Genomic DNA, 22,991 nt, shown 5'->3' with positions numbered 1-22,991 from the left:
CTTGCTTCGACAGGGCAAGTCGTCAGTGGGTGAATACAACGGGGTCAGGCAGAGGCGTGCCATCAAAGAAAGCTTAGGTTCTAAACGCGGCAGGCTTCGAAAAAAGTTTTCCAACCGCCGATTCGACAGGCTTGCGAGATCGACATGAAACCCTCCGTGATGCCACACCGGCGCGTCGTGCCGCATGCAAAATGGTGTCTACCCAGATAACCGTTGCAGTGACGATCGTTGCAAAGAAGTGACTTCGACCACCAAACCACGCACCTCTGGATAGAGACACATCACCACAGGTGCTAGCTCCTGGAGCGGCTTCGATGAATCCGCTATTTGCGCAATAGTATTTCCCGCAAACTCCACCTCGATGGGAGCTTTTGCACGCCCTCTAACTAGCATCGATTTGCACGAAGCAGAGCCGACGCTTGGCAGCTTCGAACCATTTGCATCTTGTCTTATTGGATCGATATTGAGGTTGGAAGATGGTGAGTTCACAGCTGGGGCCGATGTCCATTTCTTGGGAACAGGACTACGAGAACCGAATGAACCCAGGCTTGGTGACAAGCTTGTTACATGAAGCGGTCCCGGTTTTGAAAGCGATCGATTGGCGGATAACCGAGGTCCGCGAGGGGATGTGCACAACGGAGTTGCCGCTCAGCTATGCGTCGACCAATCAGCACGGTACGCACCAGGCCGCCTTGATTTCGTTGTCTGCGGATTACACCGGTGGTATCGCGTTGGCGGCGCTGTTGCGAGGTGTGCCTGTTGTGGGGGTACATCCATGTCACGAAGAGGAGTCGGCGTCGCTGTGGCTGGCATCGATGGATGTTAAATACCGAATCCCCAGCACGGGACATGTGCGTGGATTCTGTGAGATTCCCGAGAAGCTTGCCAATAAGGTTCGGCAGCGTTATTTCGCCGGCAAACGGGTCTTGGTCACTCTGCCGGTCGTCTTCACCGCCAACGGAGATGTCGTCGCCGAAGCGGAGATGAAATACTTCGCCCAGCCTTCGATCCAGTTGCGCCCCACCGAAGCGCAGCCGCAGATCTCTCCGCTGTACAAGCACAAACTGAAGTCGTCGGCGCGGATGATCGCCGGTCTGCGATCATCATCGCAGAGCGAACGACTACGGCTCGATTCGGGGCACGAACGCGTCGCCGCGGGCCCACATGGCGAACTGCTGGCGAACCGGTTATGCCGCGTATTGCCCCAGTTGCAAGATATGGTTCTGGCGCGAACCGGCCACATCGATCAAACAATCACCGCAGTGGAAGACCTGAAACAGGTAGTGATCCTCGGGGCGGGATTGGACATGCGTCCGTTCCGGTTGTTCGCCGAGGGGCCCAAGCCGACCTACTTCGAACTGGATCTTCCCGAGATGCTCGAAGAGCGAACGCGTGTGATCTCTCAGATGAAAGATCGCCCCGACGTCCGACGCCGGATGGTCGCCGCCGACTTCAAGCGAGACGACATCGCCAGCCTGTTGTTGGAGCATCCCGATTTCGATCCCGAACTGCCAACGGTCATCGTCTACGAAGGCTGTTCGATGTACTTCAGCCCCGCGGAGAACCGCCGCATTCTTACATCGGCCAGCCAATTGTTGGGGCATCGCGACAGTCGCATCTGGTGCGACTTTGTCACCCGCTGCGTCGTCGATGGAACGTCGCAGCACCCCGAGGTCGCTAAGTTTCTCGAGGGGATGGATGAGCTTGGCGAACGCTTCATCTTCGGCTGTGACCAGCCGTCCGAAGTGATGGATAGCTGCGGATTCGCCAAGACGCAAACGACGCCGTCGGGCGAGTATCTGGAATCGGACGATTCGCTGTTATCGGAGTATCAGTTTGCAGTCGCGTTTGGCGGTCGGCCGACGAATCCGCGTTAACGCGATCGCGTTCAGTCGTCGGACCGCTTCGCAACCTATCGGCGTTGCCAGCCGTGCCGTTGCCATCATCGGTTGCCAGACCCCGAAACGCTGCAGGGGGACTTCCGCAAAGTAACTGCATTTACGGCATATCGCGAACGGTCGCCGTCGCCGAGAGTCGATAAGGCTGTCAAAGACCGAACGAAGATTGGATTCGTTCACTCGTCGATATTGGGGGGCAGCAGTTATGGCAACACTTCATCGTTGCGTAAAGTTTGTCCAAGGCATGTTCCTGTTGCTGGGCACAACAGGTGTTTGTTTTGGTCAAGGGGCAATTGTATCATCAGCAGGCCCAGTTCATCGGGGGATGGGAGGCGCATCAACCGCTGCGCCGATCAGTGCGCTTGGTGCACTCTATTGGAATCCGGCAACCATCAGTGGAATGGAACACGGTGAGCTGGAAGTCGGCATGGACCTGTTGTTCACGCAGCACCGCGTCGATTCGACCTTTGGTCCGTTCAGCGGTTCGACGGAAGCCGAACCCGGGACGTTTCCAATCCCTAACATCGGTTGGGTTCATCATCTGGAGAACTCGCCCGTCAGCCTCGGCTTGAGCGTCAACGCAGTCGCCGGATTCAAGACCAACGTGCAATCGGATCCGACCAATCCGGTCATGTCGCCTCAACCGACGGGGCTGGGCCGGGTTAGCTCTGAGGCGTCGTTCCTGCAGATCGCGCCGGTCATCTCCTACGCCGTCACCGATCGGATCTCGATCGGCGGCGGCCCGGTGATCACGAGCGGCCAGGTGGGATTGGAACCGTTTGTGTTTGGTTCGGCCAACTCCGATTCCACTTATTCGTCCGGGCGATCCAGTCGGTATCACTGGGGTGGCGGCTTGCAAGCGGGCGTCTATTTCATTCCCAACGAAGACTGGCGTTTCGGGGCCTCGTTCAAAAGCCCTTCGTGGATGGAAGAGTTTGAATTCTACGGAGAGGATGAAACCGGAGCGCCACGAGAATTGAGCGCTCACATCGATCTTCCGATGATCCTGTCGTTGGGAACCGCTTATGCCGGGTTCGATAAATGGCTGCTGGCGGTCGATCTCCGCTACATCGATTATGCCAACGCGGACGGCTTCGGCGATCCCGCCACCTACGATGCCACCGGACGTTTAAACGGTCTCGATTGGAGCAGCGTGATGGCCGTTGCGTTTGGTGCTCAGCGAGCTATCGGCGACCGCGCCTTCATTCGCGGCGGGTATTCGTACAACCAAAATCCGGTCCGCGAGAGCGAGTCGTTTTATAACGTCGCGACGCCGCTGATCTACGAACACACGTTGAGTGTCGGTGGATCGTACAAGTTGAACGAGATGCTGGCGCTGAACATCGCTTATTCGCACTTCTTCGAGAACTCGCGAACCGGCCCGATCGTGATGCCCGGTGTTGGAGCGATCCCCGGATCGTCGGTGACCAATGAGATGTCGGCCGACGTGTTGAGTTTCGGTATCTTGATGCGGCAGTAAACAGCGTCGCGCGGCAACAACCGGCGACGCGATATCGCCGCGTTTAGCGTTCCACCAGAGCGCGGCAGATCATCGCCAGCGAGGCTTCGTCGCGCAACTGCATGACGGCGATCCCGCTGGCGACCAGCGGGCCCGCCGCTTTGCTATAGTCATCGACTTCGAAGGTGTTGATGATCGCGGTCACTGCCCAGCCGCGGCGTTTGAATCCGGCAAGCACCTCCGCCGTGCCGGAGTCGCACTTTTGCACGATCACGATCAGCGTCGTATCGCGAGACAACCGCGATTCGACTTCTAAAAAGGTCTGCGACAAATTCAGCCCGTCGGTGATCTCCAACCGCGCCAACATCCGATGGACGTCGCGATAATGGACCGGGCCGCGCTGAGCCGACAGACAGACTGGTTTCAGGTGCGCGTCGACCTCATGCATTTTCAGATGCTGCGTGGCGGCATCGCGCGTCCGGTAATCGGTCATAAAACCTTCGGTCCGGATTCGATCGGCGGCGTCGCGTCCGTTGGAGACCAAACCGAACGGCTGATTCATCTGGTACAGTGCGTTGCTGATCGATGCGGCCAACGTGATCGCCAACTCGCTGCGGACCGGTTCGTGCTGCCGCGGATTGGTGTCGCGATGGAGATCGATCACCAGCGTCGCTCCGGCGATCGACGACGCTTCGTAGATCTTGCTGTGCAGTTCCCCGGTACGAGCGGTCGCCGACCAGTGGACACGCCGCATCGGATCGCCAGGTTGCCATTGGCGGATACCGACGATTCGCGTTGGGTCGTCCATCAATGGATGCGACATGCGGATCTCGCCGATCGGGCGACGCGATTGAATGTCGTAACCGTGCAAGGGAACAACGCGTGGCATCACAAGCAGATACTGCGGTACAGCGCCGACGCGGTAGCGACGGTTCAGCCCCATCAGGTCCCCGGTCTCCAAGACCGTCGGTCCGATCTGATAGTACCCGCGGCGATTGCATTTGATTTCGTAGCGGATCGTGTCGGTCTCGCCAGCGGATAGCGAGATGACGCGAATTCGATCGCCTTCGATCTGCAGCGCGGGAACCTTATAGAGCAACGCGTCGCGGGGCAATAAGTCTTCGGCTAACAGCCAGGGGATCAAGACCTTCCCGGTGTTTTGAATCTCGATCTCGATCGGCACGACTTGGCCAATCTCCGCTTCCAGCGGGCCGCTGACACGGTGCGCCCTCGGCGCGACCGACCATGCGTTGGTCAACCAGCGGCTGACGACAACGACCGCGATCGCGCTGTAAGCGGTGTACAGCAGCAGCGACGAACCAAACAGCATCCCGACCAACAGCACCGCCGCGCCGAGTGCGATCCATTTAAAGGAACCCTCGGACGCCGCTTGGCGTGAATCGGCGGGCGGGGCGGCGGCGTTCATGCTTCGCCGACCGTTGGGACGGCGATCTCACCGAGGATCGATTCCATCACCTTTTCGGCGGTGACCTTCCTCAGCCGGCTTTCGGGGCGGACGATGATGCGGTGATTCATCACCGGGCCGACGATCCGTTTGACGTCATCGGGCTGCACAAAGCTGCGGCCGCGGATCGCCGCCATCGCTTGGGCGCAGCGGAACAAAGCGATCGTCGCCCGCGGCGACGCTCCCAACGCAAGGTCTTCGTGCTCGCGGGTGTCGTGCACGATTTGCAAGATGTACTCGCGGACCAAGCGATCGACATGCACATGTCGCACCGCGGTTTGGCAGGCGACCAGTTGTTGCGCCGTCGCGACTGGCTTGAGTCCGTCGATCGGATGTTGGACCTGCAACAATTCCAGCATCCGCAACTCTTCTTCCAACGACGGATAGCCGAGCGAGAAACGCATCAGGAAGCGATCCAGTTGAGCTTCGGGAAGCGGGAACGTTCCCTCGTGGTCGACCGGGTTTTGCGTCGCGACAACTAAAAACGGAGCCTCCAGTTGATAGGTCGTCCCGTCGACGGTGACTCGCGATTCGGCCATCGCTTCCAACAGCGCCGCCTGAGTTCGCGGCGTGGCGCGGTTGATCTCATCGGCTAGGAACAACTGGGTGAACAGCGGCCCTTTGCGAAACTCAAACTCGCCGCTCTTCTGATTGAAGATCGACGTTCCGGAGATGTCCGAAGGGAGCAGGTCAGGGGTGCATTGAACGCGTTTAAATTTGCAGCCAACGCTTCTGGCCAGCGCCCGGGCCAACATCGTCTTGGCCACGCCCGGCACATCTTCCAAGAGGATATGTCCGCTCGAAAACCAGGCGACCAACGACAGTACCAATTGTTTCCGCTTGCCGACGATTGCTTGTTCGACGTTGCTGATGATCTTTTTGGAAAGCTCGGTAACTTCCGTCACATTGGGCGATGTAGGTTGCGGCATGATGGATCGGAAGGGCCCAAGAACGGAGCGGCGGACAATGGAATCACAGGGTCGGTGGACCTATTGTGGCCTAGATCGACGGTGAATGCGATACGTTTGCTATCGCGGAATTCTTCGACTTCTACAGCTTTCCCGGGTATGAATCGTTGGACCCTCGTCGGCGTGACAACCGAAAACTAAGGATGAGAGAAGCAGAACCGGTTGCGCAGCTAAAACGGGCGGCGCCGACGGGACCCCGCATTTCGAGGGATCGCAACCCTAGCGAAAGGTTAGTTTCATGCTGAACTGGATGGATCATGTCGACACCTATTTGCAGCAGCTCAACGAGACCTCCGATGCGCTCGCTGGGACGCTGGTTGGGTTGGAGCAAGCGACGCGGAAAGCGGACAGCGAAGAGATCAACAGCGCGTGTGCAAAATTAGGCAGTCTGTTGCGCGTGCTCGAACAGCAGTTGAGTCAACGCGAGGCATTGTTGGTTGAATTTCCCGATGCCGCCGATACCGCACCGGCCAATCTGCAGTCCGCCTTGGGGACGATCGAACATCCTCGCGCCAGCGAATTGGACAAGCGTTGCACGCTGATCAGCAGCGAGTTGCGCGGGATTCACCAGAAAGCTATCGGTTTGTTTGTCGGCCAATACCATCTGACCAGCGTGACCGAAGAATTGCTGCGGTTGATGTCGGGCGTGTCGGCCAAACCGAACACCTACGATTCGGCGGACGAAGAGACCAACGGCAGCTTCTTGGATCGAGCGGCATGATTTTCACCGCGTGTGAGAAGCCACTTGCGGCTTCGCTGGTCAGCGAGATTTCTGCCGATCTCGCCTCGGGGCGGGTTGCGAATCCGTCCAGAACGTCATTGGTCAAGGCAACGACAGCAAGCGGCAGCCCGCTAGCTTGCACTCGTGTCGCACCGCAAATCCGTGCCCTCGTCTCCATCAACGCGAAATCGTCGCCATGTCGCTAATCTCTGCTATCCAGAAATCGGTCAGCGGTCTGAACGTTGCCCAGCTTGGGCTGCAGGTGGTTGGCAACAACATCGCCAACGCCAACACGCCGGGCTACATTCGCCAAGAGCTTGTCCAGGAAGCAGGGCACGTCAATCGTCAGGGCGACCTGTTGATTGGCAGCGGTGTGCGGCCGATCGGTATCACGCAGTCATTGGACCAAGCGTTGGCGGAACGATTGCGAGACGCCACATCCGCGCTCGCCGCCAACGACACCTTGGGATCAGCCCAGAAACAACTGGAAGCTCTGGTCAACGAACTCGGGGACGCTGATCTCAGCACGCAATTGTCGTCGTTCAACGGAAGCCTGCACGACCTCGCCAATCAGCCCGGCGATTATGCGTTGAAACAACAGGTCGTACTGGAGGGACAAACGCTAGCCAATCACGTGCAACGATTGCACCAAGGGGCAACCCAGTTGGCCGACGCAGCCGATGCCACCTACGCCGCAGACATTGAACAAGTCAACATTTTGACGACGAAGATCGCGTCGCTCAACGGCAAGATCGTCGATATCGAAGGGGGCCGAACGCTGGGCAGCGATGCGACGGGGCTACGCGACGAACGCGAAATGGCGTTAAACGAACTGGCGGGATATCTGGACATCGATACCCAGGAACAATCGACCGGATCGGTGGCCGTCTTTGTCGGTGGCGACTTCTTGGTCACCGATGCGATCTCGCGCGATGTCTACAGCACCAACGTCAGCAAAGATCCCAGCAGTGCGTCGGAGATTCGAATCGTCGACACCAACGCACCGTTACAGATCACCGGAGGCAAGCTGGGGGGAATCAGCGAATCCCGCGAAGGGATCTACGGCAAATTCCTTACCGATCTCGATTCGATCGCAGCGGGGATTGCCGAATCGTTCAACCGCATCCATTCGCAGGGCAAGGGGACCGTCGGTTATACCGACCTCACCTCATCGGTCGCGGTTCCCCGCGACGTTTCGTTAGATCAAGCGGGGCTCGATTTTCAGCCTGAAAATGGTTCGTTCGAAGTGCAATTGTTCGGCGATACCAACCAACTGCTTTCGACACACCGGATCGATATCGATCTGTTCAGCGATGGCAACGGGACGACTCTGAACGATGTCGCCAATCAGATTAGCGCTGTCGATGGACTGCAGGGGAGCATTACACCCGATGGTCGGCTGACAATCTCCGCGACAACGCCTGGCGTGACGTTTGGATTCGGCAGCGATTCCAGCGGTTTTCTGGCTGCCGGTGGAATCAACACCTTCTTTACGGGGAACGATGCCGCGACGCTGGCGATCTCCGACAAACTGCTGGAGTCGCCGGAGTATCTGGCGATCAGCGCTGAAGGGATTGGAACCGACGCGGACCACTTGACCCAATTGGTCGATCTGTTTGAAAAGCCGTTGCCCGAATTGGGAAACGTCTCGGTTCGCGATCGATACCAACGCTTGGTCACCACGATCACTCAGGGGGCCGCGATCCAACAGAGTGTGACCGATGGGCTACGCACGTATCACTCGACGCTCGAAGGGGATTATCTGTCGGTGACCGGAGTGAACATCGACGAAGAAGCGGTTAAAATGATCTATTTGCAACGCGCCTTCCAGGCGAGTTCGCGGGTGATCTCGACGGCCAGCGAGATGTTAGAATTGCTGGTCTCACTCTAATACGTGCCTCACGCAAATCCAGAAGGCTACAATTGAAACGCAGAACGCTCGACCTGCCGACCGCAGCGGCGGTCATCGACGACATCGATCATCTCCGCGCCGTTGGTTACACCAAAACGAAGCGTTGGAATCTGACGCAGATCTGCCAGCACCTGGATGCGACGATGACTGGCGGAATGGATGGCTTTGGGTTTCGCTTGCCTTGGATCCTGCGGCGGACCGTCGTCAAATGGGGCTTTGGTTACGCGCTGAAGAAACGCAAGTTGATGAGTGGCACCCCGACGTTGCCGATCTTGCAGCCACCGGCGTCGACCGATCGCGACGACAACGAAGTCATCGATCGCTGCATCGCCACGATCCGGCGGGCAGCGGAGTTCAACGGCTCGATGAAGGAATACGCGTTGTTGGACGATCTGTCACCGGACGATTGGCGGGACTTTATGTGGATCCATGCCGCCCATCATCTGAGCTTCTTAGTTCCCCACGACGGCGCCTGAACGAACCGGCTGACGCCCGTTCACATCAACAAGATCTGATAACACCATCGAACCGTCTGGGCGTTGCCTTCGCCAAGACTCTCGGGACGTATTTCACAGATCCGATCGTCGCCGCTGCAGCTGGCAACGGTTTGCTGATCGTCGGGGGCGATTTGAACACAGGCTTCGTCGACGCGAAACAAAATCCCCGCAAAGGCGTCGGTTTGACAGTCGACCCCATCGGCCCAGCGGTAACTGCTGCCTAGCGATTCGGGAAGCGAGGTGCAGCGGCAAGCGCAATCGATCCGCAGGCCTTCGCTGTCACCGGCCAGCGTCTCCATGCTGATGCTCCAATGACTCGTGCCGGCCAGCCCGACGCCAAGGATCGCCAAGCGGCCATCGATCGTTTCCAGCGAAGCCTGTTGCAGCGGCGGATTGGCGGGCCAGGGGAGTTGCTGTGGATCGGCAACCGTCTGCAACAACGGCGTCCGTTCCCCTCCTCGCAGCAATTCAATCACATGACCAAACCGATCCTCTTGCCAGACCAGACGCAGCGCCAGTCCCAGGGTGTTCGGATCGCCAGCGGTCAGTTCGGCGGAGGTGTTGGGTTCGATCAGAGTCATCGCGCAGCAAGGCCATCGGGACAAGGGAAGTGAGCAACGCCCGGGAGAGCACAAGGGGCCGCACGCTCGCAGCGATCGTGCGAGCGACGCAGCTTGGGCAGCCGGCGTTGAAAGGACGGCGGCGGCCAACGCGGTTGGCCGCCGAGGATCCGCGATCATAGCAGATCGCTGCGTTAGCGTTTGGCGGGTTGCGAGTAAAGCGCCGCTTCGGCCATATAATTCACTTCATCGCCGACCGCAAATCCGATCCACCCATCGCGAAGTTCGAACTGAGTGATCGCCAGCCCTTCCATCGCGGGATGGTTCCGCAATTGTTCGCTGGTCAATTCCAGCGATCGATTGGGCGAAAGGACCTTGTTGAAGATCGTGCGAACCGCCACGCGATCACCAAGACTCATCCGCGGTCCGCTGATGTTCAAATGGCCATCGCGAACCAATGTCGGTCGCAAACCATCGATCTTCGGGATATAGGACGCTTTGACGATGAAGTTTCGCAGCGTGATCCCGTCGGTTTGATCCAGCCGGATAATTCGCATCGTCAGATCCAAACGGCCGTCATGAATTTCGACGGTCACCGGGCGGCTGCTGGTGAATTGAATCCGCACGTCGTCGGGCAGTTCCTCGGTCGCTTTGCGGCCTTCGAAACCAAAGACCTGCATCGTTTCGCGAATGGCCGAATCGACCAATACCGCCTGGCCTTGAGGCGCCAGACGAGCCATTGCGTTATTGAGCGTCGATTGATGCATCTGGACACTCATCATGCAATGTGTTGGAGCCCGTGGTCGAGGCGTAAAGCTGGCCAATTGCCAGTCTCCCGACAATCGATATCGAACCGTCAAACGCTCTTCGGTCGTCGACATGTCGACAACGGTCGGCGAAAGGTCCAACATCGCCAAGGGGCCGATCAAACGGGACGAAAACTTCTGCTCCGCCTCGTCGATCTGTTTCTGCAACGTCTCGCTCAACTGGCTTCCAATCTTCGATCGCATCCGACGCTCGCTGTAACGCTGGGCATACGAACGGGTCTCGTCGTGACGTTGCTTGACATATTCACGGACCAACGGCCCCAGCACGGGAAAGCCATCGTATTGTGTCCGCAGTCGGCGCAATTGGTTGTCCGCATCGACCTTCACATCGGGCTGGCTGACATCGACGCCCCCGCGATCGACGCGGATCAAGGTCCCGGCATCAAAGTTCGCGTTGCCGACGTGTTTCAATTCGGCAGGCCCTTGTTTCGACCAAGTTTGCGTATCGATCTTCCCTTGGCTCGCCAAACGGATCTGCCACGCGTTTGGCGAAGGCTCCAGACGGATGTTCAATTCGGCCGTCGCGCGACTGGTTCCAAGGACCGAGGCGCCCAGAACGCGGTCTCGGATCGGTTCGGTTTTGCTGGGGATTTCCGGCAACATCCGATTCAGCATCGCTGCGGAGACCGAGACGCGGAGGTTCGCGTTTCGGTAGTGGCGGTTGATCGATTCGGCAATCGCATAGGCGCTTTGGTTGCTCGCAAAACGGAGCGTCTGCATCGTAGCGGCCACACGCCCACCATCGCGGTCGAGCGTATCGGTCTCTTGAATTTCAATTTGGTCCAACAAGGCGACGTAATCGACGGGGCCATGCGCCCACGATCGAATCGTTTCCCCCAGCTCTTTACAAGCCGATTTGTGCAGCCATTCGCTTTGAGCTTCGCTCAGTTCGGTGTACTCGACGCGCGATAGATACCGTTGAGCGATCAGCCGGCGTTGAGCGTCGGTCGTGTTGCCCAGGCTGGCCGCTTCGATCTCGTCGAGCATCAAAAAGGTCTGCCAATCGGCGGTGTCGCGAGTTTGGCTAACCTGTTCTCGCAATTCGGCAACCAATTCTAAGACGTTCGACTTTGCTTGCGGACGCTCTTGTCGAGCACCGACCGCGGCGGCATGCAAGTTGTTCCAAACCGCATGCCAGACGTCGGCGCGTCGTTCGACGGCATAGGCGGCTCCAACCCAGCTGCGCTGACGTTCGAGCGGATCGTTCTCGTCGACCATTCCATAACCGCCGTCGGCCAACGAACGCAAACGATCGATCAAGACGCCCGATTGCTCGGTGGCCAGTTTGGGTTCTTCGCGCAGTTCCTTGAGCACTTCGCGAACCTTCGCACTCCACGCGATCCCGTCGGGACCGGTCTGTTCGACGTCCAACAATTGTTCATCCAACGCCGGAGTCTTTGGCCATTCGGTGGGCACTTGCGTCACCGGTGTGCGCGCAACGGGACTGCTGATGCTGGACGATGGGGGCTCGGGGGAGGGCGACTTGCGAGCCAGCGGCTGCGGATCGATCCGATTGCTGCTTAATTGCATCCCGGCAAATGGATCGTCAAAGGCCTGTGGATCGGGCAAGCCGGCCAATTCTTCTTTGACATTCACCTTGGGGGCCGACAACGTGACCAACGGTTGGTCGTCGTGCAAGTCCGACGGGCTCACCGGTTCCAGGGTCGTCTTGGCAAGCGACGGGGCGTTCAGGTCGGTCATCAAAACCGAAGGCGTTTGCGGAGCTTGAAAGGCAAATTCTTGGGCAGGCAACGGATCTGGGCCGGCCGGAGCTTCCAGCGTTTCGATCACGACGGGAAGGTCGTAGGTTGGTTTGCTGACGATCGGGATTTCGACAGCTTCCAAGGTTTGCAGCGTCGGAATCGGCGGCCCCGCTGGCGGGAAAGGATACGACAGCTCGTTCCGTTCAAACGGCTCGCGACTCAACGAAGGTCCCGTCCACGCAACGCGCGGCCCCGGTGTTCGTTCGTCGTCAGAGATCGTCCAGGGACGTGGCAGAGGGCGGGTCGAAGCCGATCGCACCTCGGGGGTCCCCCCTTGATGAACCTGTTCGCGCTCGAATACGCACAATAATCCGATCACCGCTGCCGACGCTGCCGCAGGCCAGAAAATGATCCGGAATTTTCGTAATGGGCCCATGCCCCGCACTCCTTGCTAAAGCCTTCGTCCTTGAATTCGCACGATCCGGAATGGCCCGAAACGCAACGATCCTTTCCTGATCATCGATCGGACAGATGCAATGCTGAAATCCAATCAGATCGGTACCGGCCGCATAATCAGCCCTGCAGGTAGCAATGAAAACGCTGGTGTTCCGGGCCTCACGACTCGGGGGGAGCCCATTGGCCGTTGCACTTTTCGGCTGGGTATTTCTTGCGATTGAGCACCATCTTTTGCTCGATCGCAGCGCTAAGATCGATCCCTAGAGTGGATGAGAGTGCCAGTAGATAGCAAGCGACGTCGGCCATCTCATGCGCCACTTCGGTGCGCAATTGGGGATCCTGCGCAATCGCTGCGGATTCCTCCGGCGTCCGCCATTGGAAGTGTTCCATCAACTCGGCCACTTCCACCGCCAGGGACATCGACAGATTTTTGGGCGTATGAAATTTCTGCCACTGACGCTCGTCGACGAATTCGTCGACGACAGCACGGAGCTGGGCGACGGAGGTCTGGGAATCATTCATATTTATGAGTCGACAACTTCCTCGGCAGATCCGATACCAACAGGCCGAAACCGCTCTTCGGTTTCACAGAGGGGGGGACCGCATCGCGATCCCCCGGTGAGACGCTTCTCGCCGGGCAAACGTTCGACGAAGCGTTGTGGAGTGCTTTCACCCTACAGGGCTTACAGCTTTGGCAGAGGACGTTTGGGGGCAGGCTTCTTCAACATCCGCTTCTTCTCATCCTCAGCCGCGGTCATGTTGTTATTGTTGTTATTGTTCCCGCCAGCACGAGCTGCTGGAGCGAGGTCGGTAAACTTTTCGACCCATTTCCAACCGATCGGAGTCTCCAGTTCGTTCTTGGCCAATAGCGCCCAAGGGGTTCCAGCGTGTTCCGTGACAACACCTTGAAGCAGCTCGCGAGCTTTCTCCGCCTCCCGTTCCCACTTGCTGCCGACGCTGACCTCATCGGCCGCTTCGATCACCCACGTGTTGTTCTTTTCTTCTTGAAAGGGCATGCCGCGCTTCGCCTTGGCGAGCATCGCATTGTAGGTTTCGGTACGGACCTTATGGGCCAAGACGCGGCCATAAGCGAGATCAAAACCAGCTCGCCACCGCGGGCTCATCTCCTCGTCGCGATCCTTCAATCCCTGCTGCAAAATCTCGGCCATCCGAACCAACTGGGGCTCGATGATCGCCGCCGCTTTCTGAGCGTCTCCCAATTCAGTCGCCAATTGGGCTTCGCTGCGACGGACAAACCGCATCTGCGGCGCTTGTAGCGTCTCCAGCTGAGAATCTTTCGCTGCGGTCGTCAGAGCCGTCCGCAACGCGCTGGCCCGCACCTGACGGACGTATTCCTCGGGGGATACGTAATCAGGACGATAGCGGGCCATGGTGTTGGAGTCGAAGAAGTAATCGATCTGTGCCGAAAACGCCTCGGTATCCTTCTTACGAACTCGCTTGTTGACGTTTCGGTTGGGGTGGACCGAAAAATAGATCCCCCCGGTTTCATAGCTCAACCGAGTCAGAGCAAACGGCCCGAAGCCCGAATCGATCACCGGTTCTTCTTGATAGTTTCCGGAGTACCCGATCTTAACCCGTTCGGGCATCACGCTCTCGGGGCCCGCATCGACCTGAGCCCACTGTGGGGATTGGTCGTACTTCGGGTCGGGGTCGACATATTTGACCAGCGAGTGTTCGCGGCCAAAGGGAGCGGGGGATCCGATCACATAGACGGGCATACCATAGCGTCGACACAGATCGATCGTCGTTTCGAGCCCCTCTTGATCGTCGCCCCGTTCGTCGGTCACGACGACCAGCATCACGTTTCGCAGCGGCCCTTCTGGCCCCCGTTTGACGCGGTACTTCTTGAATTCGTTGGCCGCCATGTAAACGGCGGAAAAGGCGCGTTCGACGCCACTGGAATCAACTTCAATGTTGTTGACGGTATCTTTGATGACCTGCAAGTTGTCGGTCGGCTCCTCGGTCAACAGACTTACGTCTTTGCCAAAACCGACGATCGACGTCAGCAAGGGAATTTCGCTGGCGTTCTTTCGCTTGCCCGACTTCTCTTTTTGGCTGTCGATGATCCCTAGTTCTTCATAGATCTTGTCGAAGCGGTCGCGAATCTCTTGACGTTGACGATGCAGCGACCCGCTTTGATCGAACACCCAGACGACCAACGTGGGGCGTTCTTCCATCGATTGCAGAATCTCGAAGGTCAACCGATCGACGGCCCCTTTGGCTCCGTTGAGTCCCTGACCGACACTCCCTTTCTTGTTCACCATCGCCTGGGTGGGAGCGACCGGTTCGGTGAAGAAGTTGTTTAGATCGATCGTCGCCAACTCCTGCGGCGCCATATCCATCGGGCTGGGAATCTGGGCCGTTTCAGCAAACGTTTCCGCCGTCGCCATGGCGATCGCACTCTCCAGCGAATCGCTGTTCGAACCGATCTGATCCTGCGGTACTTCGCTGGCAACGATCTCTTCGATCGAATGGATCTTATCTTCGGCAACGTCACGCATCGGCGAAACGATCACGATCGCTTCGGGATCGATGTGGGGGGCAAACGTTGCCAAGGCAAGGAATAACACGATCCCCATGTGGGCCATCAAACTGGCGACAAAAGCTATCGATTCATCGTCGAACCAACTCTCGTCGTCATCCTCGTCATCGTAGTCCTCCTCCTCAAATTCCGCCTGATCGGCGATCGCGTCGAGTCGCTCGCGCTCGATTGCCTCGGAACGGTTTGCGGAAGATTGTGGACCAGCAATGGCTTCGGCAGGTACGGAAGAGGTGCTGATGTCGATCGACATAAGATCGTGTTCCTCGGTGAATTGATTTACGCACCAAACCCGTCGGTTTGGCGTGAATCGGCCGACTTGGCGTCAACTTGCTGTGCGGGGGGCCCGGTAATAGCATACCGGATCGACGCTGCTATTTCCACGTCTAACGTTGCGGCAGGCGACGACCACCTGTATTTTCGTCGATTAACCGATATAAATCAATCGAATGTCGTTTCTGGCCTGACACCCGACGGACTTTTTCCGCACCCGGCTCTGTCGCTAGAACGGGCACCGACGGCTTTTGTACTCACCTTGCATCGACCGCGGGCTCGACAACTTCTCCACAACTGGCAACCATCGATTAAATATGCAAGAGAGATTGATAGCCATTGGGGACATACACGGATGTTCCGACGCGCTTCAGGCACTGCTCGATTCGATCGCCCCGACCCCTCAAGACACGCTGGTCGTCCTGGGGGACGTGGTCGACCGCGGCGAGGGGACGCGTCAGGCGGTGGAATTGTTGCTCGAAGTCTCCCAACAGACCCAGCTGATCACGATCCTGGGGAACCACGAGGAGATGATGTTGCGGGTGCTCGACGGGGAACCGCCGCAGCGTTGGTTGCAATTTGGTGGGATCGATACGCTGGATAGTTATGGTTTTACGGGAGACTTTTCGGCAATCCCCGAATCGCATCACGCCTTCTTCGATGCGATGCGAGATTACTACGAAACCGATGACTACTTCTTCACGCACGCGGCTTACAAACACGACCTACCACTCGATTATCAACCGGCCGATCTTCTGCGTTGGCACTCACTAAAGGAGGGTCTCCCTCCAGCTCACGAAAATGGCAAAATTTGTTTTGTCGGCCACACGGCTCACAAGGAGGGTGAGATCATGGATTTTGGGCACCTCGTCTGCTTGGACACCTACTGCTACGGCGGCGGTTGGCTGACGGCGATGGATGTTCGAACCCGGCAGACCTGGCAGGCAGATATCTCGGGGCAGCTGAGGGACCGTTAGTTCACGACGTTCTCGAGTGCAAATCCGTTGACGGCGTCGACGACGCTAAAGCCGCTGAACGGAACGATGCCGTAGATTCCTTCGGTGAAGACCTGACGGACGAAGTTGTCGAACAATCGGATCGGACTCGACGGCACGACGACGACATCGCCATCGCGGAGCCAAATTTCATCCGCGGGGAGCGGGGATTTTCCGAGGATTGCACCTCGCAGATCCAAGACGGTCGAGATCAAACGCCAATCTTCGGCGCGACGGAAGACGACCACCTGTCGCAAGTTGGCACCGACCAGGTGCCCTTGGGCCAATGCGATCGCGGTCAGGGCGGTCGTGGGACCTTGCATCTCGAACCGTCCCGGTTGATTTACTTCGCCGAGTACCGACACAAAATGAGTCGCTTGTTGTTGCAAGCCTGCTTCGACCTCGAGCCCTACGACCATCGATCGATAACGCAGATTGACCTCTTTTTTGATTTCCGCCAGAGTTAGTCCCTGCACGCAGACGGGGCCAATTTTCGGCAACGCCACGCGTCCATCGGGAGTCACGATGCGAGCGATCGCTTGTTCGTTCAAACCGCTGGCACCGCCAATCGCATTGCGAATGTCTTCCAACAAGATGTTCGTCTTGATCGGCGTCACATCGATGCCTGGTTCGTTGTAGTACTTTTTGTACTTTTCTTCGAGCTGATCACGCAGCTGATCGATCGTCAAACCTGCGGCATGAATCGACCCCAAGATGCGAACCGAGATCGTTCCGTCGGGCTGCACCTCCAAACCGCGTTCGAACGTACCGCGGGTTAGCACCTCTTCGTCGGCCAACGATTCGATCAGCAATTGGTCGCCGATGCCAATCCGGTACGAACTGCGCATCATGTCGCGAGAGAGAACATACGTAAACTGCAGCGTGTCACCGACGCGGACCCGGTATTCTCGCATGTGAGACAAACGCGACGGACCGGCGTATTCCCCCTGCCCATAGGGCCCGAAATCGATCGGGTACATGTTCTTCCATTTCAGCTTTGGATTGCATTGTCCGTTGGCGCAATCGAAACCTTTCATGCAGGGCTGGCAGCTGCCCAGGCAGGCCGCCGGTGGCGTGAGGTTGCCGCAATTGCAAGCTGCCGCCGACGGGCCGGTGAGCGCTCGCGGCGCTCCCAAAACCGTACCGTTTGATGACGCAACCTCGTATCCCGGTTGCGCGTATTGCACTTGGGCCTGCGCGACGGCGGGCTGGGTCGATAGACCGCCGAAGCAGATCAGGCCCCACAATACGATTTGGGCAACATTTTTAAAGGACATTCGTGCGTTCCCACTCATCAAGCAAGACATCAATGATTCCTAGCGAAAGATCCCTTTGACACGGTCAAAAGTGCTGGCCACGCGGCCTTGCTGCTGCGGTTCGGGGTTGGTTTGTTGAACGTGCGGAGATACCGGTGGTTCTCCTGCGGCGGCGACCTGTGGCGTTCCAGGCGACATCACTTGAGGCGACATTTGAGCGAACTGCGATGGTGTTAATTGCACCACTTGGGCGACGCGTGGCTGCTGGCTTTGCAGCAGAGCAAGATTGGTCGCACAGGCTTGAGCCAGTTCCATGTTGCCCGTCACACGATGCAGTTCGGCGAGGTTTTGCAGCGCGGCGGTCGAGGGCTGTTTGGCGTAGCTGTGTTCCAGGGCCCAACGGGCTTCATCGAACATTCCCAGGGCGAGCAATTCATGCCCCAGTTCGTTGGCGGCGACCGCGTTGTCGGGATCGCAAGCGATCGCCGATCGCAGGCAGCAGACCTGAGCTGCCGACAGGTTGCTGTCGCCAACATCAGCGGTCAAGGGTTCGGTTTTCGCCACGATGATCAGCGCCCGCGACGCGGGAGCCCAACCAGCGACGGCGTCGACAAAGCGACCGCGTGCGAATTCGTAATAGACGTCGGCGGCTCGCAGGGGAGTTACCTGTTCCAAGTCGCAGCGTTTGAGGACGAGCGTGGAATGCGAATCGACAAGCCGCTGCATCGCGGTCGCATCGACAACACCAAACCGGCCCAAAAAGTCGGACGCTTCGCGGATCGCGGTCAAGGCTTGCGTCAGCGCTTCGGTCCCTTCGCTGCTTCGCGTCGTCTCATCGGTCGATTGGGCGATCAGGTGCAACGCTTCGATCGCTTGTTGACGAGCCGCCATCGGCGATTGACGCGACAGCAGTTCTTCGGCCTGTGCAATCTTTTGCGAAGCCAAGCGTCCCAATTGCCAATTTGATACCGTTTTCGTTCCGACGTTGGGGACGGGCAACAACGGCTGTTCGACGGCCACGGTTTGCGAAGTAGAGGTTGATCGAGCCGGAGGCATTGCCGGTTGCAACTGCAGCGACGGTGGCATTGCATCCATCGGTTGGTATCCGGTTGGCGTCTGTCCTTGCAGCGATGCGACGTCCAGCACCGATTGCGACGCTCGCTCCACGGGGGCCGCGTTCGCAGGCTCCGCAGCGTATGTCGGTTCGGGACGCTGCGCCGCTGCAAGATGCATCGATGACGCAGCGATCCGATCGCGTCGTACCGCGGGCGTGGTGGTGGCGGGGTTGCGGTATGGGTAGGCGTTGCCGTCGCGAGCTGGATCGTTCGTCGGAGTCGACACTGCCACGGGGGAGGTCAGTATGCCGACATGCTCCGGCCGCATCGGCTCGGCTGCGGGGAAGAGCCCCCGCTGCGCAACGGGCGTTGCCGCCGCATCCACCACCGATTCCGTGCTCAACGGCGGTTCGGGGGGTCGCGGTACGATCGTCGACTCGGACAACAGCGCAGCAGCCTGAGAATGCTCGGACGATCCCTCTCGCGGCGCGGCGGCGCCTGGCAATGGGGATTGGGTTTGAGCGCTGTACGAACTGCTGGCAGCATATTTAATGGGGCGCGGGCTCGACCAATCGTCCAACCGGTCGGCGGCGATCACTGCTGGCGAGCTCAGCAGAGCTGCCAGCAATGTGATGTTTCGAGCCTTGGCGGCAGATATCTTGGAGTTCATCCGTTGACACTCGTGATCCGAACCGAAAAACGGGGTTAGGCGGCACAATACGAAACGGCATCGTGCCTAATTCAGATCGGTGTGTTACAACCGGTATAACCATCGAATCAGGCGAACGAATTACCGTTGCATTTGAAACCGGTGGAACAACCGGAACATTGAGAATAGGCAGCCTAGGCCTCAAAACTTACCAAAACACCCCGCTCGGGCGGACCCAGGAAGCCCTGATAAACTGGGCATCCAGATCGTGGCCTCTCGTGGCAAACTGGGAGAGATATGTCCGAAACAACAAGCCCCGTCACAACCCAAACGCTTGCAAAGATGGCAGCCAAGGGAGAGCGGATCGCCATGCTGACCGCTTACGATTTTCCGACAGCGCGCGCTTTGGACGACGCGGGGATCGATGTCCTGCTGGTCGGCGATAGTTTGGCGATGGTCGTGCAGGGGCACGATACCACCCTGCCGGTGACGCTGGATCAGATGATCTATCACGCCGAAATGGTCGGCCGCGCGGCGCGGCGGGCTCTGGTGGTCGTCGATCTGCCCTTTCCCGAAGGCCAGCTGGATCTCGACCGCACGCTTGCTGCGGGAGCCCGGATTTTGAAGGAAACACGCTGTCGGGCGGTCAAGCTGGAAGGGGGAAGCGAGCAGGCCCATCGGATCGAAGCCTTGGTGACCGCTGGCATCCCCGTGATGGCCCACGTCGGCTTGCGGCCGCAGAACATCCATATCGATGGCGGATACCGCGTCCAACGCGATGCCGATCGGTTGATCGCCGATGCCCAAGCGGCTGCCGATGCGGGGGCGTTTTCGGTTCTGATCGAATGCGTGCCGAGCGACATCGCCGCTCAGATCACCGCGGCAGTCCAAGTTCCCACGATCGGAATCGGCGCCGGCGGAGATGTCGACGGCCAGGTTTTGGTCACGAACGATCTGATCGGATTCACCAGCGGATATATGCCGCGATTTGTCAAGCAATACAGCGACGTCCGCGGCCAGATCGTGTCGGCGGTGCAAGCTTATTCTAAAGAAGTGAAAAGCGGAGCCTATCCCGGCCCCGAACATCAATTTTGATCAGCCTCGCAGCGGCAGGAGCCTTTCCCATTTCTCGAGTCACACGATTTCGCGGCTACCGGCTGCACTACAACGACGCCGAGGCGATGGAGTCGATGTGTCGCGAGGCGGACGAATTCCCCGCCTTCTTCACCCCTCGCGCCGACGACGCACTGTTTATCGATTGCGGTGCGAACATCGGCGTGACGATGCTCGAATGCAAGGTTCGCTGGCCACACGCCAAGATCATTTGCTTCGAGCCCGACCCGTTTGCCTTCGCGTCATTGCAGCGGAATGTCGACGTTAACGACCTTCCCGGTGTTCGCTGTATCGAAGCGGCCGTCAGCGATTGCGATGGCCAGGCGACATTCTACGGCGACCTGGCGCCAACCGCCGATGGACGTGGCAACTCGTTGAACGCGGGCTGGGCCGAACGACCGGGTTCGACCAGCCGAACGGTTGCCTGCCGCAGGCTTTCCCCCCTGATCGCCGACCAACAGATCGACTTTCTGAAACTGGATATCGAGGGGAGCGAGCAAGCGGTTTTGCAAGAGATCGCCCACCAATTGCCGCAGATCCATGCGATCTATGTCGAGGTGCACGAGACGCCAGCCACATTGGCGGAGAATTCCGTCGATGCGATCACGCAACAATTGACCGCCGCCGGTTTTACCGTCGACGCGCAACAGCGGGATTACGAATTCGCCCTGCCACCCCATCTGGCCCAGTGGCAAGCGACAGCCCGACCAACCCAGACCCAGCTGCTCTGCTGGCGATGAATTTTCAACGGTTGCGGCGGGGAAATCGAGGTTGACCGCGGCCGTTTGAATTGCATACCACACATCTCTGGCGGCAATTCGATTGCCGGAATCTTCAGCGCTACCTAAGCGAGCAGGGCAAATCGGTGTTTCAGTTGACGGTATCAGCTGGCACGCGCTAGCGTCCGGTTCTCCAACGAACCGTGATCTATCGCGCCGCGGCTGATCTGCCTCCAAGCAAAAAACGATTCCCCCTGTCCGTGCGAGCGCTCGCCCCCCTGGAATTCAGACAAACAGTTAAACTATGACTTTGAGCAAACAAACCGGTCTAGGATTGACCCTGTTGGCTTTGTCGATGGTTGTCGGTTGCGGCTCTAGCAGTGCGCCGGTCGCCGAAAACAATGCTAGCCAAAATCCTGCAGCCTCCCCCGCTCCCAAGCCAGCCGTCGACATGACCCCGGCCGCCAATGTGGTCAGCCAGTTTCTCGACGCCATGCGTCGCGGCGGCTCGGACACCGAATCGCTCAGCTTGGTAACGACCAAAGCTCGCGATGAATTCCGTCGCACCGGATTGGTGATGCAGCCGATCGGTTCGCCCGACGCGAAATTTGAAGTCACCCGTAGCGAACCCGTCCCGGGGCAAACCGATGCCGCATTGGTCCATTCGCACTGGACCGAACCTTCCGAATCGGGCGAATCGCAAACGTTCGAAGTCGTATGGGCGGTTCAACAGGAAGCGGGCAACTGGAAGATCTCCGGTCTGGTGATCGGCCAGGCGACCGGCGACGCTCCGATTGTCGTCGACTTTGAAAACGGCAGCGATCTCGCCGCGATGTTCCAACCCCAAGCGAACCCTGCCGGCCAACAGCCAACGCTGCAGGCGACCGCTCCGGGGTCCGAATCGGGCGTCCCTTTGGATACCGAAGCTCCCGTCATCCGCTAGCACGTCAGCGGGATGAAAGCATGCAAGCCTGACGGGCCAACGACACGCTCGCCACTGGCGAGCCGGCAACCGAACGGACGATTCGTCAGTGCAAGGCGATCGTCTGTTGCAGTGGGCGGAGCACGTTTTCGATCAAGTATTCGTCGACCAGATCGCGTCCCAACGCGGCCAAGCGACCGTACTCTTCGGCAAAGCTCTGCCCGACGCTGAGACTGTCAAAACGGCGAACCGTCAGATAGACGCTCAATTGATCTTCGGAAAAATCGGTGGTCCGGATCTGATAAGCCGTCGTGCGGGTCTCGAATCCGATCCGGCACTGCGTGCGACACTGATCGTCCAACGCAAACTGGATCGACGGTTCGTGCGACAGCAATGAGATCCCAGGGACTTCGAGCGCCTTCTCAAACGCCGGCAATACGCCCAACGCTTCGGCTAGCAATTCGTTTTGGTTGCCGCGAAAGGTGAAGTCGAATCCAAACATCACGCTCAACGATTCGCATTCCAGCGGGCTGATCGAGAGCGCGTAAGGTGCGGTTTCGAGCACCGAGCGATGCTGGGCGACCAAATCGTCGATATTCTTGGGGTTCACTCCGCCGCAACTAACGCGTCGCGCTTCGACTGAAGCCCAATTGTATTGCCCCGACTCCTTGTCCTCTTCCAGGACAAATTCGTTCTTCTCGCGAGCGTAGAAGTTTTGCATCGACGGATAGCGACGCTGGATCTGCTCGAAGAAGTGCATCACCGACTCCCGATCACGCGGCATATCCAGCTCGGTGGATAGATGCATGTTCATATAGTAGTCGTCGCTGAAGGCGTCGTACCCACTCATTCATGTCTCCTCATGGTGGTGATGCGAAAAGTGGCAGGATCGAGAGGACTCGACGGCACGAGCTTTGCCAGCGCGATTGCTGCCTCAAGCAATTGTTAATCCCCCGAGTGCCAGTGTATAGGCCATTGACGCC

Annotated in this window: 18 protein-coding genes; 9 read left to right on the top strand and 9 right to left on the bottom strand. The window is 58.5% G+C overall.

Translation table 11 applies throughout. From position 1 onward, the window contains the following. Positions 1-500 precede the first annotated feature (500 nt). Together EC9_RS10210 and EC9_RS10205 are read left to right on the top strand one after the other, a co-directional pair. On the top strand, positions 501-1,877 hold the full coding sequence (locus EC9_RS10210) for an SAM-dependent methyltransferase (RefSeq protein WP_246106054.1): 1,377 nt from the start codon (positions 501-503) through the stop codon (positions 1,875-1,877). 226 nt (positions 1,878-2,103) lie between these two features. Continuing rightward, the gene (locus tag EC9_RS10205; protein WP_391556713.1) at positions 2,104-3,378 is read left to right on the top strand and encodes an OmpP1/FadL family transporter; all 1,275 of its coding nucleotides are present in this window, start codon (positions 2,104-2,106) and stop codon (positions 3,376-3,378) included. Positions 3,379-3,421: 43 nt separating this feature from the next. On the opposite strand, the gene EC9_RS10200 is transcribed toward EC9_RS10205, so the two are convergent. Beyond that, on the bottom strand, positions 3,422-4,783 hold the full coding sequence (locus tag EC9_RS10200) for a DUF58 domain-containing protein (protein ID WP_145344695.1): 1,362 nt from the start codon (positions 4,781-4,783) through the stop codon (positions 3,422-3,424). Next, the gene (locus tag EC9_RS10195) at positions 4,780-5,751 is read right to left on the bottom strand and encodes an AAA family ATPase (protein ID WP_145344692.1); all 972 of its coding nucleotides are present in this window, start codon (positions 5,749-5,751) and stop codon (positions 4,780-4,782) included. Before EC9_RS10195 ends, EC9_RS10200 begins: the two co-directional genes overlap by 4 nt. Positions 5,752-6,028: 277 nt before the next feature. Between EC9_RS10195 and EC9_RS10190 the strand changes: the two genes are divergently transcribed. The 3 genes from EC9_RS10190 to EC9_RS10180 all read left to right on the top strand — a co-directional run bounded on the left by EC9_RS10190 (position 6,029) and on the right by EC9_RS10180 (position 8,899). Next, positions 6,029-6,511: a hypothetical protein gene (locus EC9_RS10190; protein ID WP_145344689.1), complete on the top strand. Its 483-nt coding sequence runs from the start codon at positions 6,029-6,031 to the stop codon at positions 6,509-6,511. A gap of 196 nt (positions 6,512-6,707) precedes the next feature. Further along, entirely contained in the window at positions 6,708-8,402 is a 1,695-nt protein-coding gene (gene flgK, locus EC9_RS10185) for a flagellar hook-associated protein FlgK (RefSeq protein WP_145344686.1), read from the top strand. A 32-nt stretch (positions 8,403-8,434) separates the two neighbouring features. Then, positions 8,435-8,899, top strand: coding sequence for a DUF1569 domain-containing protein (locus tag EC9_RS10180; protein ID WP_246106052.1), 465 nt, complete (start codon positions 8,435-8,437; stop codon positions 8,897-8,899). Positions 8,900-8,919: 20 nt separating this feature from the next. Here EC9_RS10180 and EC9_RS10175 read toward each other — a convergent pair whose 3' ends face one another. The 4 genes from EC9_RS10175 to EC9_RS10160 form a co-directional block, all read right to left on the bottom strand. Further along, positions 8,920-9,501, bottom strand: a complete 582-nt coding sequence (locus EC9_RS10175; RefSeq protein ID WP_145344680.1) for a hypothetical protein — start codon at positions 9,499-9,501, stop codon at positions 8,920-8,922. 173 nt (positions 9,502-9,674) lie between these two features. Beyond that, positions 9,675-12,446, bottom strand: a complete 2,772-nt coding sequence (locus tag EC9_RS10170) for a hypothetical protein (RefSeq protein WP_145344677.1) — start codon at positions 12,444-12,446, stop codon at positions 9,675-9,677. Positions 12,447-12,625: 179 nt separating this feature from the next. Beyond that, complete coding sequence (locus EC9_RS10165) at positions 12,626-12,988, bottom strand: nucleotide pyrophosphohydrolase (protein ID WP_145344674.1); 363 nt, start codon at positions 12,986-12,988, stop codon at positions 12,626-12,628. Positions 12,989-13,149: 161 nt separating this feature from the next. Then, a complete protein-coding gene (locus tag EC9_RS10160; protein ID WP_145344671.1) occupies positions 13,150-15,279 on the bottom strand; it encodes a vWA domain-containing protein in 2,130 nt (709 codons plus the stop codon). Positions 15,280-15,628: 349 nt separating this feature from the next. On the opposite strand from EC9_RS10160, the gene EC9_RS10155 reads away from it, so the two are divergent. Then, complete coding sequence (locus EC9_RS10155; protein ID WP_246106051.1) at positions 15,629-16,276, top strand: metallophosphoesterase family protein; 648 nt, start codon at positions 15,629-15,631, stop codon at positions 16,274-16,276. Here the strand turns inward: EC9_RS10155 and EC9_RS10150 are convergent. Further along, the gene (locus EC9_RS10150; protein WP_246106050.1) at positions 16,273-17,571 is read right to left on the bottom strand and encodes a polysaccharide biosynthesis/export family protein; all 1,299 of its coding nucleotides are present in this window, start codon (positions 17,569-17,571) and stop codon (positions 16,273-16,275) included. The genes EC9_RS10155 and EC9_RS10150 overlap by 4 nt on opposite strands. A 39-nt stretch (positions 17,572-17,610) precedes the next feature. Further along, a complete protein-coding gene (locus EC9_RS10145; protein WP_145344662.1) occupies positions 17,611-19,275 on the bottom strand; it encodes a hypothetical protein in 1,665 nt (554 codons plus the stop codon). A 276-nt stretch (positions 19,276-19,551) separates the two neighbouring features. Here EC9_RS10145 and panB point away from each other — a divergent pair, with 276 nt between their 5' ends. From panB to EC9_RS10130, 3 genes are all read left to right on the top strand, one after another. Further along, positions 19,552-20,349, top strand: a complete 798-nt coding sequence (gene panB, locus EC9_RS10140; RefSeq protein WP_145344660.1) for a 3-methyl-2-oxobutanoate hydroxymethyltransferase — start codon at positions 19,552-19,554, stop codon at positions 20,347-20,349. Beyond that, complete coding sequence (locus EC9_RS10135) at positions 20,346-21,107, top strand: FkbM family methyltransferase (RefSeq protein ID WP_145344659.1); 762 nt, start codon at positions 20,346-20,348, stop codon at positions 21,105-21,107. The genes panB and EC9_RS10135 overlap by 4 nt, the downstream gene beginning before the upstream one ends. 283 nt (positions 21,108-21,390) lie before the next feature. Then, on the top strand, positions 21,391-22,029 hold the full coding sequence (locus EC9_RS10130; protein WP_145344657.1) for a hypothetical protein: 639 nt from the start codon (positions 21,391-21,393) through the stop codon (positions 22,027-22,029). Between the two features lie 85 nt (positions 22,030-22,114). Here EC9_RS10130 and EC9_RS10125 read toward each other — a convergent pair whose 3' ends face one another. Then, a complete protein-coding gene (locus tag EC9_RS10125; RefSeq protein WP_145344655.1) occupies positions 22,115-22,858 on the bottom strand; it encodes a hypothetical protein in 744 nt (247 codons plus the stop codon). Positions 22,859-22,991: the final 133 nt, after the last annotated feature.

The organism is Rosistilla ulvae, assembly GCF_007741475.1.
Classification (GTDB): Bacteria; Planctomycetota; Planctomycetia; order Pirellulales; family Pirellulaceae; genus Rosistilla; species Rosistilla ulvae.
The sequence above is the reverse complement of the archived record's forward strand: the minus strand, read 5'-3'. Positions and strand labels throughout refer to the sequence as shown.